This is a genomic window from Mycobacterium gastri, assembly GCF_002102175.1.
GTDB lineage: Bacteria > Actinomycetota > Actinomycetes > Mycobacteriales > Mycobacteriaceae > Mycobacterium > Mycobacterium gastri.
This window is the reverse complement of sequence record NZ_LQOX01000097.1, coordinates 1-17,082: the sequence shown is the minus strand read 5'-3', so window position 1 is coordinate 17,082 and position 17,082 is coordinate 1. Positions and strand designations below refer to the sequence as shown.

General features: G+C 65.5%; 14 protein-coding genes. 5 read left to right on the top strand and 9 right to left on the bottom strand.

What is annotated here, in order from left to right; all coding sequences use genetic code 11:
* Positions 1–31 precede the first annotated feature (31 nt).
* A complete protein-coding gene (locus tag AWC07_RS10210) occupies positions 32–1,768 on the bottom strand; it encodes an N-acyl-D-amino-acid deacylase family protein (protein WP_036416490.1) in 1,737 nt (578 codons plus the stop codon).
* A gap of 65 nt (positions 1,769–1,833) precedes the next feature.
* Here AWC07_RS10210 and AWC07_RS10205 point away from each other — a divergent pair, with 65 nt between their 5' ends.
* Complete coding sequence (locus tag AWC07_RS10205; protein ID WP_036416488.1) at positions 1,834–2,376, top strand: mycothiol transferase; 543 nt, start codon at positions 1,834–1,836, stop codon at positions 2,374–2,376.
* A 10-nt stretch (positions 2,377–2,386) separates the two neighbouring features.
* Positions 2,387–3,244 carry a hypothetical protein gene (locus AWC07_RS10200; protein WP_036416485.1) on the top strand — a complete coding sequence of 286 codons (858 nt, stop codon included), beginning with the start codon at positions 2,387–2,389 and terminating at the stop codon, positions 3,242–3,244.
* A 64-nt stretch (positions 3,245–3,308) separates the two neighbouring features.
* On the opposite strand, the gene AWC07_RS10195 is transcribed toward AWC07_RS10200, so the two are convergent.
* The 8 genes from AWC07_RS10195 to AWC07_RS10160 are packed head-to-tail and all read right to left on the bottom strand — an operon-like array spanning position 3,309 to position 12,079.
* Positions 3,309–4,007 (bottom strand): anti-sigma factor, encoded by a 699-nt coding sequence (locus tag AWC07_RS10195; protein WP_036416484.1) that lies wholly within the window; start codon positions 4,005–4,007, stop codon positions 3,309–3,311.
* Positions 4,004–4,567 (bottom strand): sigma-70 family RNA polymerase sigma factor, encoded by a 564-nt coding sequence (locus tag AWC07_RS10190; RefSeq protein WP_036416494.1) that lies wholly within the window; start codon positions 4,565–4,567, stop codon positions 4,004–4,006. Before AWC07_RS10190 ends, AWC07_RS10195 begins: the two co-directional genes overlap by 4 nt.
* Positions 4,568–4,611: 44 nt before the next feature.
* Positions 4,612–5,385: a DUF1295 domain-containing protein gene (locus AWC07_RS10185; RefSeq protein ID WP_036416037.1), complete on the bottom strand. Its 774-nt coding sequence runs from the start codon at positions 5,383–5,385 to the stop codon at positions 4,612–4,614.
* Positions 5,386–5,402: 17 nt separating this feature from the next.
* Positions 5,403–6,683, bottom strand: a complete 1,281-nt coding sequence (locus AWC07_RS10180; RefSeq protein ID WP_036416036.1) for a class I SAM-dependent methyltransferase — start codon at positions 6,681–6,683, stop codon at positions 5,403–5,405.
* On the bottom strand, positions 6,680–7,387 hold the full coding sequence (locus AWC07_RS10175) for a DUF1365 domain-containing protein (RefSeq protein ID WP_036416035.1): 708 nt from the start codon (positions 7,385–7,387) through the stop codon (positions 6,680–6,682). Before AWC07_RS10175 ends, AWC07_RS10180 begins: the two co-directional genes overlap by 4 nt.
* Positions 7,381–8,697 (bottom strand): NAD(P)/FAD-dependent oxidoreductase, encoded by a 1,317-nt coding sequence (locus tag AWC07_RS10170; protein ID WP_036416034.1) that lies wholly within the window; start codon positions 8,695–8,697, stop codon positions 7,381–7,383. Before AWC07_RS10170 ends, AWC07_RS10175 begins: the two co-directional genes overlap by 7 nt.
* A 59-nt stretch (positions 8,698–8,756) precedes the next feature.
* The gene (locus AWC07_RS10165; protein ID WP_036416032.1) at positions 8,757–11,663 is read right to left on the bottom strand and encodes an MMPL/RND family transporter; all 2,907 of its coding nucleotides are present in this window, start codon (positions 11,661–11,663) and stop codon (positions 8,757–8,759) included.
* Positions 11,660–12,079: an MmpS family transport accessory protein gene (locus AWC07_RS10160; RefSeq protein ID WP_036416030.1), complete on the bottom strand. Its 420-nt coding sequence runs from the start codon at positions 12,077–12,079 to the stop codon at positions 11,660–11,662. The genes AWC07_RS10165 and AWC07_RS10160 overlap by 4 nt, the downstream gene beginning before the upstream one ends.
* A gap of 316 nt (positions 12,080–12,395) precedes the next feature.
* Between AWC07_RS10160 and AWC07_RS10155 the strand changes: the two genes are divergently transcribed.
* From AWC07_RS10155 to AWC07_RS10145, 3 genes are all read left to right on the top strand, one after another.
* Positions 12,396–13,082 (top strand): TetR/AcrR family transcriptional regulator, encoded by a 687-nt coding sequence (locus AWC07_RS10155; RefSeq protein WP_036418644.1) that lies wholly within the window; start codon positions 12,396–12,398, stop codon positions 13,080–13,082.
* Positions 13,083–13,359: 277 nt separating this feature from the next.
* Positions 13,360–13,782 (top strand): MmpS family transport accessory protein, encoded by a 423-nt coding sequence (locus tag AWC07_RS10150; RefSeq protein ID WP_051508237.1) that lies wholly within the window; start codon positions 13,360–13,362, stop codon positions 13,780–13,782.
* On the top strand, positions 13,779–16,757 hold the full coding sequence (locus AWC07_RS10145) for an MMPL/RND family transporter (protein WP_085105058.1): 2,979 nt from the start codon (positions 13,779–13,781) through the stop codon (positions 16,755–16,757). The genes AWC07_RS10150 and AWC07_RS10145 overlap by 4 nt, the downstream gene beginning before the upstream one ends.
* Positions 16,758–17,082: the final 325 nt, after the last annotated feature.

The window sequence follows — 17,082 nt, the reverse complement described above, 5'->3', positions numbered from 1 at the left end:
CCTACCCGGTGCGCAGGAACCTCCAAAGTGCTCAGCCGGGGACCGGAGCGGACCGACGTCCGCGGACCAGCTTGCCGGGTCGGGCGGCGGTGGGCGCCCCGTTCTCGGCGATCAATTCGCCTGAGACGACGGTCGCGACGTAGCCCTCGGCGGTCTGGTCCAGGCGCCGCCCGCCGGCGGGCAGGTCGTGTCTGATGACCGGCTTGTGCAGCCGCAACGCGCCGTGGTCGATGACATTGAGGTCGGCCTTGTAGCCGACGGCGATGCGCCCGCGGTCGGCCAGCCCGGCCACCCGGGCCGGAACGGAGGTGAGTTCGCGCACGGCGTCGGCCACCGTGAACCGCCCGGACGCCCGGTCGCGCGCCCAGTGCGCCAAGAAGTACGTCGAGTAGCTGGCGTCGCAGATCATGCCGTAGTGGGCGCCGCCGTCGCCGAGGCCGAGCACCACGTCGTCGCGGTGCAGCAATTTTCCGACGGTGTCCAGCGAGTTGTTCTCCAGGTTGCTCGTGGCGACCAGCAACATGGCGTGACCGTCGTCGTCGAGCAGCCGGTCGTACGCCTCCTCCATCGGGCTCACCCCCCGGGCCCGGGCGCGGGCCCCGATGCTGCCCGACGGGTCCGGCTCGTAATCAGGGCTGTCGCCCAGCGGGAAGATCCAGTCCCATGCCTGGGCCACATACAGGATCGGATGGCCGTGGCCGGGCTTGTCGGCGAGGATACGGGCGCGCACCTCGGGTTTGTGCATCTCGGCGACCCGCTGTGCGAGCGGCAGATGCGCGATCTCCCGGTAGCTCGGGTAGAGCACGAACGGGTTGGCGGACAGCTGCAGCCCGATGATCAGCCCGATCGGGCGGGGCAGCAGTTGCGCGGTGATCTTGCCTCCTGCAGCTGTGTTCTTATTGGCCTTCTCCACCATGGTGATGGCGTCCGGCCAGGTCGGGTCGCCGGCGTTGGCGACCACCAGCGTGAAGGTCACCGGCAGCTGTAAGTCCTCGGCGACGTCGAATACCAGCTGCAACACCGGCTGATAGCCGCCGGCCGGAATGTCGGGCACGAACTGCAGCAGCCCGCCGCCGCCGTCGACCACACCCCTGGCGATCTCCTCGATCTCCTCCCGGGCGGCGCCGTAACTGGGGATCGGCGAGCCGCTCTCGGTCTTGTGGATGGTCAGCCGCGACGACGCGAACCCCAACGCGCCGGCCTCGATCGCCTCCTTGGCCAGGGCCCGCATCGCGGCCAGGTCTTGCGGGGTGGCCGGTTCGCGGTCGGCGCCGCGCTGCCCCATCACGTAAACCCGCAACGGGGAATGCGGCAGGTAGACGGCCACATCGATATCACGCCTGCCCGCCTCGAGCGCGTCCAGGTACTCGGGGAAGGTTTCCCAGGTCCACGGCAGGCCGTCGGTCATGACCACGCCGGGAATGTCCTCCACGCCGGCCATCACGTCGACGAGCACGTCGTGGTCCTCCCGGCGGCAGGGCGCGAAGCCGACCCCGCAATTGCCCATCACCACTGTGGTCACCCCGTGCGCCGACGACGGTGTCAGCCGGTCGGACCAGATGGCCTGGCCGTCGTAGTGGGTATGCAGGTCGACGAAACCCGGAGTGACCAGCAGACCGGTCGCGTCGATCTGCCGCTTGGCGTTGCTCCCGGTGACTGACCCGACCGCGCTGATGACGCCGTCTTGCACCGCGACGTCGCCGACGTACGGCTCGCCCCCCAGCCCGTCGACGATGGTGCCGTTGCGGATGAGCAGGTCGTAGGTCATCTAATTAATCTACGACCGCGACGGCGGGTGGTGCCAGAATCGTCCCCGCCCGTAAAGTCGCCGGTATGGCCCCCGCCGCAGCCAACGCAGCCAACGCAGCCCCGGCCCAGGAGCTGCTGCGTGACGCGTTCACCCGCCTGATCGAACACGCCGACGACCTCACCGACGGCCTGACCGACGACGTCGCCACCTACCGGCCGACCCCGAGCGCCAACAGCATCGCGTGGTTGCTCTGGCACAGTGCCCGCGTCCAGGACATACAGCTGTCCCACATCGCCGGCGTGGAACAGGTGTGGACCCGCGACGGCTGGGTCGGCCGGTTCGGCCTTGACCTACCGCGCGACGACACCGGTTATGGGCACAGCCCCGCCGATGTGGGCAAGGTACGCGCACCGGCCGGCCTGCTGCACGGGTACTACCACGCGGTGCATCAGCTCACCCTCGACTACGTCGCCGGCGTGACCGCAGCCGAGCTGTCCCGCATCGTCGACACCCACTGGGACCCGCCGGTGACCGCCAGCATGCGCTTGGTCAGCATCATCGATGACTGCGCGCAACATCTCGGCCAGGCCGCCTACCTTCGCGGGATCGTGCCGGCGGCCCAGTAGGTTTCAAGGCGTGCGATTCGTTGCGACGATGGTGTTTTGGCTGGCCACCACGGTCGCGCTGGCGGTAGCGGTTCCGGTGGCGTGGGCGCAGACCACGATCATCGACGAGGACGGCTACGCCGCGCTGGCCGAAAAGGCCGCCCGCGACCCGGCTCTGCAGTCCGCCATGGCGGTCGAACTCACCACCCGCGCAACCGCGCTCATCGCCGAGCACGGGGGGCCGAGCTATCCCAGCCATCCGATCGACAGCTCGACCGTGCACGATGCTGCCGTGGCATTCACCGCTGGCCCGGCGTTTCCGCCGCTGTTCGCCCAGGCGAACCGGGTCGCGCACAGCTGGTTGTTCGGCGCGCCGCGGTCTGGCCGCACCGGTGACCAATGGGTGGTGGATCTGGCCCCCATGCTGAACGACAGCTCGATGCGGCAGGTGTTGAGCGGCTACCAGGTCGAGGTACCGGCGACGCTGAAGGTACCGCTGACGGTGTCGGTGCCCCAGTCGGTGCACCAGGGGCAGCTGCGGCGGCTGGCGGTGTGGGGCCCGTGGGTCAGTGTTGGCGCCGCGGCCTCGAGCGCCGGCTGCGCGTTGCTGATGCTGATCACCGCACGCCGCCGGGGTAAGGCGCTGACCAGCCTCGGCGTGTCGGCGTTGCTCGTCGGCGCCGCCGGCTGGGCGGGTATCGAGATCGGCAGTCGATATGTCGACGACGCGCTCAATCGGACAACCGGCGACATCCGGCGGGTGGCCGACGTCATGGTCGGTACGGCGGAGGGCAGCCTGCACCTGTGGCTGAACCTGACGCTGGTCGCCGGTGCGGCACTGGTGGCGCTGGGCGTGCTGGCCGCGATGCTGGGAAGTCTGTGGAGGTAGCCGCTGAAGTAGCGTCGCCAGATCGCGAGTGGTGGCCATGGCTGCCGGGCGAGCCGCCACCGTACTAACGCAGCGGCAGCTCGGCCAAGATCGCACCGGTCGGCTGCGTAGAACCGGTGCCGGGTTCGACGGTGAACGCCAGCGCGGTCGAGTTCCCGAGGTTGGTCAGCGTGGCCTTCGTCGACGGCGCCACCGCCGCCGGGCCCATGGTCCCCGCCGAGGTCGGACCGTTGGCGCCCAGCAGCCACATCTGATAAACGGTACCCGGGGAGGGCGGCGGCACGTTGTTCATCACCAGCACGCCGGCATTGCGGTCGTGGGAGAACATCACCGTGGCGGTCCCGTTGCCCAATGGGCGGGAGACGGTCTGCACATCCGAAGCGCCCAGGACCTGCTCGGCGACCGTGGGCGGCGCTGGCGGCCGCAGCACTGTGCCCAGGCCGAATGCGCCCAGCCCCACCATGATAGCGGCCGCGGAAGCGAAAACGGCAGTACGCCAACGTGACTGAAGGCGGCCGGTGGCTGGCTTCGCGGTGCCCAGGACGGCCGCTCGCAGACGTTCCGGCGGTTCGGTGGCCGTCGTCGCCGACACCATTGCCATCGTCTCGCGAACCGCGCGAACTTCTTCGTTGAACGCGGCCGTCACCGCCGAGGGTGCGGCGGCGACCATTCGCTCGATGTCGACTCGCTCCTCGTCGGACATCGCATGCAGGGCATACGGGATCGCCAGCTCCAACAGCCCGAAATCGGTCGGCTCGGTCATGACATACCCAGGCAGTTCCGCAAACCGCGCAGCGCGTCACGCATCCGCGATTTGATCGTCGACAGGTTGGTGGCCAGCCGGTGCGACACCTCGGCGTACGTCAGGCCGCCGTAGTAGGCCAGTTCGATGCACTCCCGCTGCGCGTCGGTCAACCCGCCCAGGCATGCGGCGACCCGGCGGCGTTCGTCACCGGCGATCGCGGAGTCGGCGACGACGTCGCTCGCCGGCTCGATATTGGCCACGCCGTAGCGTGATTCCCGCCGGCTGCCGGCTTGCTCGGCTCGTACCCGATCGACGGCGCGCCGGTGTGCCATGGTCAGCAACCAGGCCAGCGGCGAGCCTTTGACGGCGTCGTACTCCGACGCCGTGCGCCACACCTCGAGATAGATCTCCTGAGTGGTTTCTTCGCTGTAGCCCGGGTCCCGCAGCACCCGCGCCACCAGTCCGTACACCCGGGTCTTGGTGTGGTCGTAGAACGTTGCGAACGCGTCGCGGTCGCCCCGTGCGATCTGGTGCAACAGGGCGTTGAGGTCGCTGCTCAGCCGTGGCGGTCCCGTCATCGACGGTAGCCTATCGTCAGGCAGCACCGAAATCGCCAGACCGGTCATAACTGACGCGCCGATCGCGGTGGCCGTGGCACGAAATACGCTGTCCGGCGCTGGTATTCGGCGAAACCGGGACGGCCCTTCATATACTTCTCGGTCAGCCGGGCCCCGCTCACGTCGACCAGGAAGTAGGTCATCAACAACGGCGAGACCACCGTGAGCAGCGGCACCCAGCCGGTGATGGTGATCAGCCACAACCCCCACCAGACACAGGCGTCACCGAAGTAATTGGGGTGGCGGGTCCAGGCCCACAGGCCGCGGTCCATGATGGCCCCGCGATTGGCCGGGTCGGATTTGAAGACCCGCAACTGGCGGTCGCCGAGCGCTTCGAAGACGACCCCGACCAGCCACACCGCCACGCCCACACCGGTGACCGCCAGCAACGGCTTCGGGGTGGGCCCGCTGACCGCCGACAGCTGCAGCGGGAAGGAGATGAACAGCGTCAGGAAGGCCTGCAGTCCGAAGACCTTGCGCACCACCTGACCTGCGGTGGCACCGCGCAGCAGATCGGCGTAGCGGGGATCCTCACCCTTACCGGCGGTCTTGCGGTACATATGCCAGCTCAGCCGCAGACCCCACACCGTCACCAGCGCCAGCAGCAGCCACCGCCGGGTCGGGTCCCCGGTGCCCAATATTGCCGCCACCGCTGCTACTGCGATGAAACCCAGTCCCCACGCGACGTCGACGACGTTGTAGCGGCCGAGCCACCTGCCGATCAGGAATGCCGTCGAATGCACCGCGACCAGCACCAGCACCGCAGCGCCCGATACCAGAAAGATGTCGGCCTCGTTCACCGGTCATCCTTGCGCTCGAACGTCCACTGGACGACATCGAGGTACCCGGACCGGAATCCCGCCTCGGAGTAGGCCAGGTAGAACTCCCACATCCGGGCGAATACCTCGTCGAAACCCAAGTGCGCCAACCGGTCTCGCCGCTCGACGAACCGCTCCCGCCACAGCCGCAGGGTCTCGGCGTAGTGCGGTCGCAGCGAGGCGGTGTCGACCGTGCGCAGGCTGGTGTGGCGCTCGGTGATCGCGGCGATGGCCTGCGTGGACGGCAGCAGCCCGCCGGGGAAGATGTACTTCTGGATCCAGGTGCGGGTGTTGCGGGTGGCCAGCATCCGGTCGTGGGGCATGGTGATCGCCTGGATCGCCACCCGGCCACCCGGGCGCACCAGCTGGTCCAGCGCCGCGAAATACGTTGGCCAGCAGCGGTATCCGACGGCCTCGATCATCTCGACCGAGAGTACCGCATCGAAAGGGTCACCGTCCCGGCCCACGTCGCGGTAGTCGCACAAGTCAATCTGCACAAGATGGGACAGGCCCGCGGCGGCGACCCGCTGACGCGCCAGCCGCTGCTGCTCCACCGATAACGTGACCGACCGCACCCGGGCCCCGCGGGCGGCCGCTCGGATGCACAGCTCGCCCCAGCCGGTACCGATCTCGAGCACCCGGCTTCCCGGCCGGACATCGGCCAGGTCGAGCAGCCGATCGATCTTGCGCCGTTGGGCGGCAGCCAAATCGGGCCACGAGGCGGGAAGATCGTCGAACAGCGCGGACGAATATGTCATGGTCTCGTCGAGGAACTCAGCGAACAGGTCGTTCGACAGATCATAGTGCTCGGCGACATTGCGGCGGGCCTGATCGCGGCTGGGACCGCGCCGCGTCGGCTCGAACGCCGGCGCCAGCGGACGCAACCACTGCAGCGGACGCGGCACCAGGTCGGCCACCGACTCGGCCAGCACCGTCAGCGCCGTGGTGAGATCCTCCGACGACCATTCGCCGGCCAGGTAGGACTCGCCGAAGCCGATCAGGCCGTGCCGCCCGATCCGTCGTGCCAGCGCCTGCGGCCGGTGCATCGTCAACGTCGCCGAGGTGGCGTCGCCGGCGCCGATCGCGGTGCCGTCCGGGTAGATCAGTCGCAGCGGCAGCCCGGCGACCGCGCGACGCAACAGCCAGTCGGCGATGGCCGCCGACACCGCGGCCACCGGACCGGCCGGCAGTTGCGCCACGGCCGGCCAGCGCTCAGGATCGATTGCTGCCGAACGGGTTTCGATCGTTTCGATGCTCATCGCGGTACCACTGGAACTCGACGTAACCACAACTTGATCCCCTGTATCCGGATACGGGCGGCCACCACCAACGGGGCCAACGGTGAAATGAATTGCATGATCGTGACTTCTTTGGCTGTCGCCGGCCGCCACGTGCCCCGCAGGCGGGCGGTGAATTCCGGGGAATCCTGTCGGTTCTCCCGGTGCAGCGACACCGTGACGTCGACCTCGCGGCCGGGCCGCGGCGCCCGCACCACGTAGTAGCCGTCGACATCGTTGAACGGCGAGACATAGAACGTCTTGGCCGTCACCACGGGCAGATCGGCCGGCGGCAGCAGATAAGCGTGCCGTTGCCCATAGGTGTTGTGCACTTCGGCCACGACATGGCGCACCCGGCCCTCACGGTCGTGACACCAATAGACGCTCAGCGGGTTGAAGACATGCCCGAGCACGCGCGCCTGCAGCAGCGCGGTGATCTTGCCGTCGGGAACAGCGACGCCGCGATCGTTGAAGAACGCCTCCAACCGGTCGCGCAATGAACCGTGCGGCGTCCCGGTGAAGTGGTCGTCGGCGCGAAATCGGGCCAACGGTCGCAGCCACCAGGGCAGCCGCGGCAGGTCGTCGACGTCGACGTACCAGCTGTAGCTTCGGTATTCGAACGCGTGGTGCACCGGGGCCCGTCGCGCATGGGTGATGGTGGTGCGGTAGATCGCCGCAGTCAGCATGGCACCACCGCCTGGTGCCGGGTGGCCGCCGGCCAGTCCGCCCCGAGCCTCCGGGCCGCGCGCAGCCCGGAGGCGGCGCCGTCCTCGTGGAACCCCCAGCCGTGGTAGGCCCCGGCGAACACCACCCGATCGTCATCGAGGGTGGGCAATAAACGCTGGGCCGCAACCGATTCCGGTGTGTACAGCGGATGGCTGTAGGTCATCTCGGCAAGCACCGACCCGGGGTCCACCCGGTCATGGCCGCCGAGGGTGACCAGAAACCGTCGGCTGTCGTCGATGCGCATCAGCCTGCTCACGTCGTAGCTGACCACCACATGGTCGGTGCCCGGTGTCACCAGGTAGTTCCAGGATGCGCGGGCGCCGGGGTGGCGGGGCAGCACCGACTCGTCGGTGTGCAGCTGGGCCCGGTTTGTCGAATAGGGAATCGCGCCCAGCACGTGGCGCTCCCAGGCGGTCGGCCGGTCGAGCAACAGCAGCGCCTGGTCGGGATGCACGGCCACCACGGCCGCGTCGAACTCCCGCGGTGCGTCGTGACCGGCTCGGACCACCACGCCGCCGGCCACCCGGCGCAGCGAATGCACCGGTGTGCCCGTTGACACCTCGGCCAGACCCGAGGCGATCGCCTGGACGTAGGTGGCCGATCCCCCGGTGACGGTGCGCCAGGTGGGCGATCCGAACACCGACAACATCCCGTGATGGTCGAGGAAGACGAACAGATACCGGGCCGGGTAGCGCAACGCATCTCCGCTCGCGCACGACCACACCGCGGCCACCAGGGGAGTGATGAAGTAGTCGACAAAAAACGACGAGAAGCGGTGCCGCTTGAGGAACGCTTCCAATGTCTCTGGTCCATCGCCTGGTTCCGCGCGCAGCAGTCGGGAGGCGGCGCGGTGGAAGCGCAGGATCTCGGCGAGCATCAACAGGTAGCGGGGCCGCAGCGCCTGCCGGCACGCGAACAGTCCCCGGACTCCCAGAGCCCCGGCATATTCGAGGCCGATGTCGTCGGCGCGCACCGACATCGACATGTCCGATTCCTGGGTGGCCACCCCCAGTTCGTCGAACAGTCGGCACAGCGTCGGGTAGGTCCGGTCGTTGTGGACCAGGAACGCCGAGTCGACTGCTACCAGACGGTGACCGCCCGTCCCGTCGCCAGGATCGACATAGTGGGTGTGGGCGTGTCCGCCGAGCCGGGTGTCGGCCTCGTACAAGGTGACTCGGTCACGTCCGGACAGCACGTAGGCGGCGGTGAGGCCGGCGACGCCGCTGCCGATGACCGCTATCGAGCGTCCCGCGGGGTGTCTTTGCTGCACATCAGGTATTCGGAACCGCCGGCAGCGCGGATGGGCCGGCTAACCGCGGCTAACCGGCCTTAATGTTCGCCGCTCATCGCCATCAGCCGGTCCGTTTGCGGCTCCTCCTCGGGACTTCTTGGCGCCGAACGGATTCGGGCCGGTCGCGAACGCACCTTCATCGGCCACCAGAACCAGCGGCCCAGCAGCGCGGCGATGGAAGGCGTCATGAACGAACGCACGATCAGCGTGTCGAACAGCAGACCCAGGCCGATGGTGGTGCCCACCTGGCCGATCACCCGCAGATCGCTGACGGCCATGGAGGCCATGGTGAACGCGAACACCAGCCCGGCGTTGGTCACGACCTTGCCGGTACCGCCCATCGCGCGAATGATGCCGGTATTCAGCCCGGCGCTGATTTCCTCCTTGAACCGGGAAACCAGCAGCAGATTGTAGTCAGATCCCACGGCCAGCAGCACGATGACGGACATGGCGAGCACCATGTAGTGCAACTCGATGCTGAGAATGTGCTGCCACAACAGCACCGATAGCCCGAACGAGGCGCCCAGCGAAAGCGCCACCGTGCCCACGATCACCGCCGCCGCAACAAAGGCGCGGGTCAAGATCAGCATGATGATGAAAATCAGGCACAGCGAGGAAATCCCGGCGATAAGGAGGTCCCATTTGGCCCCGTCGGCGATGTCGTAGAAGACGGCCGCCGTCCCGGCCAGATAGATCTTGGCGTCCTCCAGCGGGGTTCCCTTGAGCGACTCCTCGGCCGCGGTGCGTATCGCACTGACGCTCGCGATTCCCTCGGGCGATTGCGGATCTCCCCGGTGCAAAATGATGAAGCGGGCAGCGTGCCCATCGGGTGACAGGAACGACTTCATGGCGCGCTGGAAGTCCTTGTTCTTGAAGACCTCAGGCGGCAGGTAGAACGAGTCGTCGTTCTTGGCGGCATCGAACGCCTTGCCCATCGCGTTCGCGTTGTCGCTCATCTCGTTCATCTGGTCGTAGAAGCCGGCCATGGTGCTGTGCATGGTCAGCATCATGACCCGCATGCTCTCCATGCTGTCGATCATCGGCGGGAACGTCGCGAGCATCTGCGGCATCAGCCGGTCAATATTCTTGGTATCGGCCACCAGATCGCCGAGCTTCTCGTCAACCTGGTCGAGTCCGTCCAGCGCGTCGAATATCGACCTGAAGGACCAGCAGATGGGGATGTCGTAACAGTGCTTCTCCCAGTAGAAGTAGCTGCGGATCGGACGCCAGAAATCATCGAAGTCCGCGATATGGTCGCGCAGCTCGTTGGTGATCTGCTGCATCTGTTCGGTGTCGCCGACGATGCGGTGGGTATTGGCGGCCAGCTGCGACATCAGGCTGTACATCTGCTGCATGATCGTGATGGTCTTGGCCATCTCGTCGGCCTGCTTGAGCATGTCGTCGATCCGGTCACGCTGGTACTTCAAGGTTTGCACCTGACCGGCGTTTTGCATGCTGATCAGAAACGGGATCGACGTGTGATCCATCGCCGTCCCGTCGGGCCTGGTGATCGCCTGCACCCGGGATATTCCGGGAACCCGGAAGATTCCTTTGGCCAGCTTGTCCAGCACCAGAAAGTCCGCGGGATTGCGCATGTCGTGATCGGACTCGATCATCAGCACGTCGGGCTTCATCCGGGCTTGCGAGAAATGGCGTTCCGCAGCGGCGAATCCCTCATTGGCGGGGATGAAGTTGGGCAGGTAGGAGCGGTCGTTGTAGTTGGTCCGGTATCCGGGCAGGGCGAGCAGACCGACCAGGGCAACGGCGCAGGTGGCGGCCAGAACGGGCAGCGGCCACCGCACCACCACCGTGCCGACCCGGCGCCAGCCGCGAACCTTCAGCAGCCGCTTGGGGTCGAACAGCCCGAATCGGCTGCCCACGGTCAGCACCGCGGGCCCCAGCGTCAGTGCCGCGAAGACCGCCACCAGCATGCCCAACGCACAAGGGATGCCGAGCGTTTCGAAGTAGGGCATCCGGGCGAATTTGAGGCAGAAGGTCGCGCCGGCGATCGTCAATCCGGAGCCCAGGATGACGTGGGCGGTGCCGCGGTACATCGTGTAGAAGGCGGTTTCCCGGTCTTCGCCGGCCTGGCGCGCCTCCTGGTAGCGCCCGAAGATGAAGATGCCGTAGTCGGTGCCGGCGGCGATTGCCAGTGAGGTCAGCAGGCTGACCGCAAAGGTGGACAGTCCCATGGCCCCGAGGTGTCCGAACAGCGCGACCACTCCGCGGGCCGCGGTCAATTCCACCCCCACCGTCAGCAACAGCATGATGACGGTGATCGGCGAGCGGTACACCAGCAGCAGCATGATGAAGATCACGGCGACGGTGGTGATGGTGATCTTCATCATCGATGTGTCGCCACTGTGGTGCATATCGGCAACCAGCGCTGCCGCGCCGGTGACGTACGTCGTCACCCCGGACGGCGCCGGCGTCTCCGCGACGATCTTGCGCACCGCTTCGACGGACTCGTTGGCCAGCGGCTCACCCTGGTTGCCGGCGAGGTTCAACTGGACGTAGGCAGCTTTGCCGTCGTTGCTCTGCGCCCCGGCAGCCGTGAGCGGATCCCCCCAGAAGTCCTGGACGCTCTGGACATGCCTGGTATCGGCCCGCAGCTTGCGGACGAGAACGTCGTAATACTTGTGGGCCTCGTCGCCGAGCGGCTGCTTGCCCTCCAACACGATCATGGCGACGCTGTCGGTGTTGCCTTCGTTGAACGCCTGACCGATGTGCTTCATCGCCTGGTACGACGGCGCTTCCTTGGGGCTCAGCGACACCGAGCGCTCTTGCCCGACTTCTTCCAGCGATGGGACGAAAACGCTGAGCGCAACGCAGATCGCGAGCCAGCCCAGGATGATCGGCACCGCGAACGCGTGGATGATCCGCGCGATCAACGGCTTTTCGGCGTGGCTGCCGGTGTCGGGATCGTTCGCGTACTTGATGGTCACGCCGACTTCACCAGGCAGTAGGTGTAAGCGTTGACCTCGTGCGAAACCTTCTCCGCCTTGACCACACCGTCCACGGTGATCCGGCAACCGATGCTGTCGCTGTCACCTTGGGCCACAAGGTTTCCCATCACTGCCGCCAAGTTCGTGGTGAAGTGCAAGGACCACGGTAGCACCGCATTGTCGACCCGTTGTGGGTCGGAATTGACATCGAAATAACTGATATCGGCGACCGTCCCGGGTGTCCCGAAGACTTCGTAGGTGATCTGCTTGGGGTTGAACGGTTTGCTGTCGAGGTTGCTGTCGGAATAGGACTCGCGTTTCTCGGACGCGAAGAAGCCGCGAATCCGGTGCACGGTAAACCCCCCGACGATGACTACCGCCAGGATTACCAACGCGATCCACGTCCGCGACAACACCTTGAAGATCTCAAGTCCCTTTCGCCGGTTGGTATTTGCTACGGGCGAACCATACCCGCCCTATTGAAGTCCTTCCGAGCTTTCAACGACAGAGCAGCGCGACGCACCCGATCAGCGACGCCCGGTGGCCGCGACGAGCTACTCGTCGCGGGTCACCCCGAATCACCTTAAGCCCGCCACTACTGTGCCTAGCCTTGCCTAAGTAAATCATTGCGGCGTGGGGGCGGCTCCTTCCCCCGCGGGGCGGCAGTGTAACGCATATCACGTGCGTAACGGCACGGTACCCGGTCGGCTTACCGCTCGCAAATCACATGATGTGCGTTATCCTCTGTCGGTGGCGCAACTGACGTTCCGGCGCGCCCGCACCGAGGAGAACAAACGTCGGCGTGCCGCCGCGTTGATGGAAGCGGCGCGTTCGCTGGCATCCGAAACCGGGGTGGCGTCGGTGACCTTGACCGCCGTCGCCAACCGCGCCGGCATTCACTACTCGGCGGTGCGCCGCTATTTCACCTCCCATAAGGAGGTACTGCTCCACCTCGCTGCCGAGGGCTGGGTGCGGTGGTCGAAGACGGTATGCGAGAGCTTGAGTGAGCCCGGCCCGATGTCACATTCCCGGGTGGCCGCGGCCCTGGCCGACGGCCTGGCCGCCGATCCGCTGTTCTGTGACCTGCTGGCCAATCTGCACCTGCATCTCGAACACGAGGTGGACGTCGACCGGGTGGTCGAGGTGAAGCGCACTAGCACCGCAGCCGTCATCGCACTCGCGGACGCGATCGAGAATGCGCTGCCGGCGCTCGGGCGTTCCGGGGCCTTCGACATTCTGCTGGCCGCTTACTCGTTGGCGGCCACGCTGTGGCAGATCGCCAACCCGCCGGAGCGGCTTACCGACGCTTACGCCGAGGAGCCTGAAGTCCTGCCGCCCGAGTGGAACCTCGACTTCGGTTCCGCCCTGACCCGGCTACTGACCGCGACGTGCTTCGGTCTCACCGCCGAATGTCCCTGAGCCACCGAGGATGGAGAGTTTCGTGACCAGATCACAACCGGTTGGGACCGTCGCCGGGGCGAGATTCTGCGGCCCGCCACGGGTACGTCTACGATACTTAGTGCAACAAACCATCCGGATGGGATGGCCACGAACGCCGGTCGTTGCCAACCGCCTCGGGTTTGCTTCCTGGATCCGTTCGACAAGCCCGGCGCGCGCGATGGCCGACGCGCTCCGGCGCACGGTCCCGGCCCCGGCAAGCGGAAGGTGATCGGTGGCAAAGATTTCGGTCGCCAACGTGCTGAAGCGAGTGTGGATCCCCCTCGTCATCGTTGCCGTGGTCGCGGTTGCTGGTTTCAGCGTCCACCGCCTGCGCAGCTTCTTCGGCTATCAGGACAAGGGGCCGATCACCAGCGGCATTGCCGACGACATCAAGCCGTTCAACCCCAAGCACGTGGTCTACGAGGTCTTCGGTCCCCCCGGGACCATCGCCAACATCAACTATCTGGACATCAATGCGCAGCCCCAGCGGGTCAGTAACGTCCCGCTGCCCTGGACGCTTTCCGTCACCACCACGCTGGCTTCGGTGAGCGTCAACGTGGTGGCACAGGGCAACAGCGACCAGATCGGCTGCCGCATCATCGTGAACGGCGAAGTCAAGGACGAAAGGTCCGAGAACGAAGTGAACGCCCAAACCTTCTGCTTGGTGAAATCGGCATGAGCGATATCCAGACGACCGCCGAAAACAGTCCCGCGGACCAAGCCCCGAACGGGGCCCGGAAACGGCCCTCGTTCGCCCGGATAGTCCACCGCCTTGCGGTGCCGATCGTGCTGCTCTGGATCGGACTCGTCGTCGTTCTGAGCATTTTCGTACCGTCGCTGGAACAGGTCGGCAAAGACCACACCGTGTCGTTGAGCCCCAGCGATGCGGAGTCGATGGTCGCGATGAAGCGCGTCGGCAAGGTCTTTCAGGAGTTCAATACCGACAGCTCGGTGATGATCGTGCTGGAAGGCGACAAGCCACTCGATGACGCCGCCCACCACTATTACGACGAACTGATCCGCAGGCTCTCCGCCGACACCAGACACGTTCAGCACATCCAGGATTTCTGGGGCGATCCGCTGACGGCGGCCGGTTCACAGAGCCCCGACGGCAAGGCGGCCTACGTCCAGCTGAACCTGGCCGGCAACCAGGGAGAGTCCCTGGCCAACGAGTCGGTTGAAGCGGTGCGCAAGATCGTCAACAGCGTTCCGGCTCCGCCAGGTGTCAAGGCATATGTCACCGGCCCGGCCGCGCTCACCGCCGATCAGTCCACCTCCGGCGACAAAGGTATCAAGAAAGTCACCGCGATCACTTTCCTGGTGATTATCGTGATGCTGCTTTTCGTCTACCGGTCTATTGTCCAGGTGCTGCTGGTGCTGGTGTTGGTTGCCATCGAATTGATGGCGGCCCGGCAGGTCGTTGCTTTCTTGGGGCATTACAACATCATCGGGCTTTCCACCTTCGCGGTTAATCTGCTGGTGCTGATGGCGATCGCCGCCGGAACCGATTACGCGATATTCGTGCTCGGCCGATATCAAGAGGCGCGCGGCCTCGGTGAGGATCGGGAAAAGGCGTTCTACACGATGTTCCACGGAACCGCGCATGTCGTCCTCGGCTCCGGCCTCACGATCGCCGGTGCGATGTATTGCCTCAGCTTCACCCGGCTTCCCTATTTCCAGACCCTCGGTGCTCCATGCGCAATAGGAATGCTGGTAGCGGTGCTGGCCGCGCTCACCCTGGGGCCCGCCGTGCTGGTCGTCGGCAGTTACTTCAAAATCTTCGACCCCAAGCGCAAGATGCGGACCCGGGGCTGGCGGCGGGTAGGTACCGCGATCGTGCGCTGGCCCGGACCGATCCTGGCCGTGTCCATCGCGATCGCCCTGATCGGGCTGCTCGCGCTGCCCGGGTACAAGACGAATTACGACGGTAAGAAATATCTGCCGTCGTGGACCCCCGCCAATGTGGGTTACGCGGCTGCCGACCGGCATTTCTCCCAGGCAAGGATGAATCCGGAGCTGCTCTTGGTGGAGACCGATCACGATATGCGCAATTCGGCCGACATGCTGGTCATCGACCGGATAGCCAAAGCGGTCTTTCACGTGCCCGGCATCGCGCGGGTGCAGGCGATCACCCGGCCGTTGGGCAGACCGATCGAGCACACGTCGATTCCGTTCCAGATCAGTATGCAAAGCACCGTCCAGGTCGAGAACATGCAGTACATGAAGCAGCGTATGGCCGACATGCTGACGCAGGCCGAAGCGATGCAGCAGTCGATCGACACCATGCAGCACATGTACGACATCATGGCCCAGACGGTGAAGGTCACCCACAACATGGACACGCTGACCCATGAAATGGTTGAGATCACCAACCAATTGCGGGACCACATCGCCGATTTCGACGATTTCTGGCGGCCGATTCGCAGTTACTTCTATTGGGAGCGACACTGCTACGACATTCCGATCTGCTGGTCGCTCCGGTCGATATTCGATGCGCTGGACGGTCTTGACCAGATCGACGAGAAGCTGGCGGAACTCGCCGGCAATTTGGACCAATTGGACGTGTTGATGCCGCAGATGCTTGCTCAGCTGCCGCCGCAGATAGCGACCATGAAGACCATGAAGACGATGATGCTGACTATGCACAGCTCGATGTCGTCGCTGTATGACCAGATGGACGAGATGACCAAGAATTCGACGGCGATGGGACAGTCTTTCGACCAGTCGCGGAACGACGACTCCTTTTATATTCCGCCGGAGGTTTTCGACAACCCCGACTTCAAACGGGGTCTGAAGATGTTCCTGTCGGCGGACGGGCACGCGGTCCGCTTCATCATCTCCCACGAAGGTGATCCGGCTACCCCCGAAGGCATCTCGCACGTCGAGCCGATCTTGAAGGCGGCCAAGGAGGCGGTCAAAGGAACTCCGCTGGAGGGCGCCAAAATCTATCTCGGCGGAACCGCCGCCGTCTTCAAGGATATGCGCGACGGTTCCAAATGGGATCTCATGATCGCCGGGATTGCCGCCGCCAGTTTGATTTTCATCATCATGCTGATCATTACCCGAAGCGTGGTGGCGGCGTTCACCATTGTCGGCACGGTGCTGTTGTCGTTGGGTGCCTCGTTCGGGCTTTCCGTTCTGGTCTGGCAGGACATTCTCGGTTTCGAATTGCACTGGATGGTGCTGGCGATGTCGGTCATCCTGCTGTTGGCCGTCGGGTCGGACTACAACCTGCTGCTGGTATCGCGCTTCAAGGAAGAAATCGGCGCCGGAATAAAGACCGGGATCATCCGGTCGATGGCCGGCACCGGCGCGGTCGTGACCTCTGCGGGCCTGGTCTTCGCCGCCACCATGGCCTCCTTCATCTTCAGCGACTTGAAGGTGATCGGGCAGGTCGGTACGACGATCGCGCTGGGTCTGTTGTTCGACACGCTGATCGTGCGGTCGTTCATGATGCCGTCCGTTGCCGCGATGATGGGCCGCTGGTTCTGGTGGCCGCAGCGCGTGCGCACCCGGCCGGCCAGTCAGCTACTTCGGCCCTACGGCCCGCGCCCGTTGGTTCGTGCCTTGTTGCTGCCCCGCGACGGTAAGTCCGTCGACCCATCCGGAACGACCGACACCGATCGATTCCCGGTGAGCACCCCGCACTACTGACGCGGGAGGCGAACATCCAGATGCCCGATGGGCAGGTCTCGACCAATCGCCTTGAGCCGCAGCGAGATCTACGTGTGCGCGGAGAAGCGCGAGTGCGCGTGGCGCTGCCCCGACTTGGCTCACGGTGGTGCGCACGTTGTCGCGGATCGTGGGGAGGGTGTTGCGAGGTCGTCGGGTAGCGGGTGCGGTTGTCGGCCTTGATTGTTCACGATGGCCGTTGCTGCGTGTATCGCGAACGAATTCCTTGATGCGCCAACCCGTTTAAGCTCCGATCCGGTACTTGCAATGACCTGGCCGGCAGCCAACTCAGTTGGTTGGTGGTGGT

Bases quoted from the DNA above. Each gene is read 5' to 3' on its own strand.
- AWC07_RS10190 (WP_036416494.1), bottom strand. From the start codon at position 4,567: ATGACGGGACCGCCACGGCTGAGCAGCGACCTCAACGCCCTGTTGCAC.
- AWC07_RS10205 (WP_036416488.1), top strand. From the start codon at position 1,834: ATGGCCCCCGCCGCAGCCAACGCAGCCAACGCAGCCCCGGCCCAGGAG.
- AWC07_RS10195 (WP_036416484.1), bottom strand. From the start codon at position 4,007: ATGACCGAGCCGACCGATTTCGGGCTGTTGGAGCTGGCGATCCCGTAT.
- AWC07_RS10175 (WP_036416035.1), bottom strand. From the start codon at position 7,387: ATGCTGACTGCGGCGATCTACCGCACCACCATCACCCATGCGCGACGG.
- AWC07_RS10180 (WP_036416036.1), bottom strand. From the start codon at position 6,683: ATGAGCATCGAAACGATCGAAACCCGTTCGGCAGCAATCGATCCTGAG.
- AWC07_RS10145 (WP_085105058.1), top strand. From the start codon at position 13,779: ATGAGCGATATCCAGACGACCGCCGAAAACAGTCCCGCGGACCAAGCC.
- AWC07_RS10210 (WP_036416490.1), bottom strand. From the start codon at position 1,768: ATGACCTACGACCTGCTCATCCGCAACGGCACCATCGTCGACGGGCTG.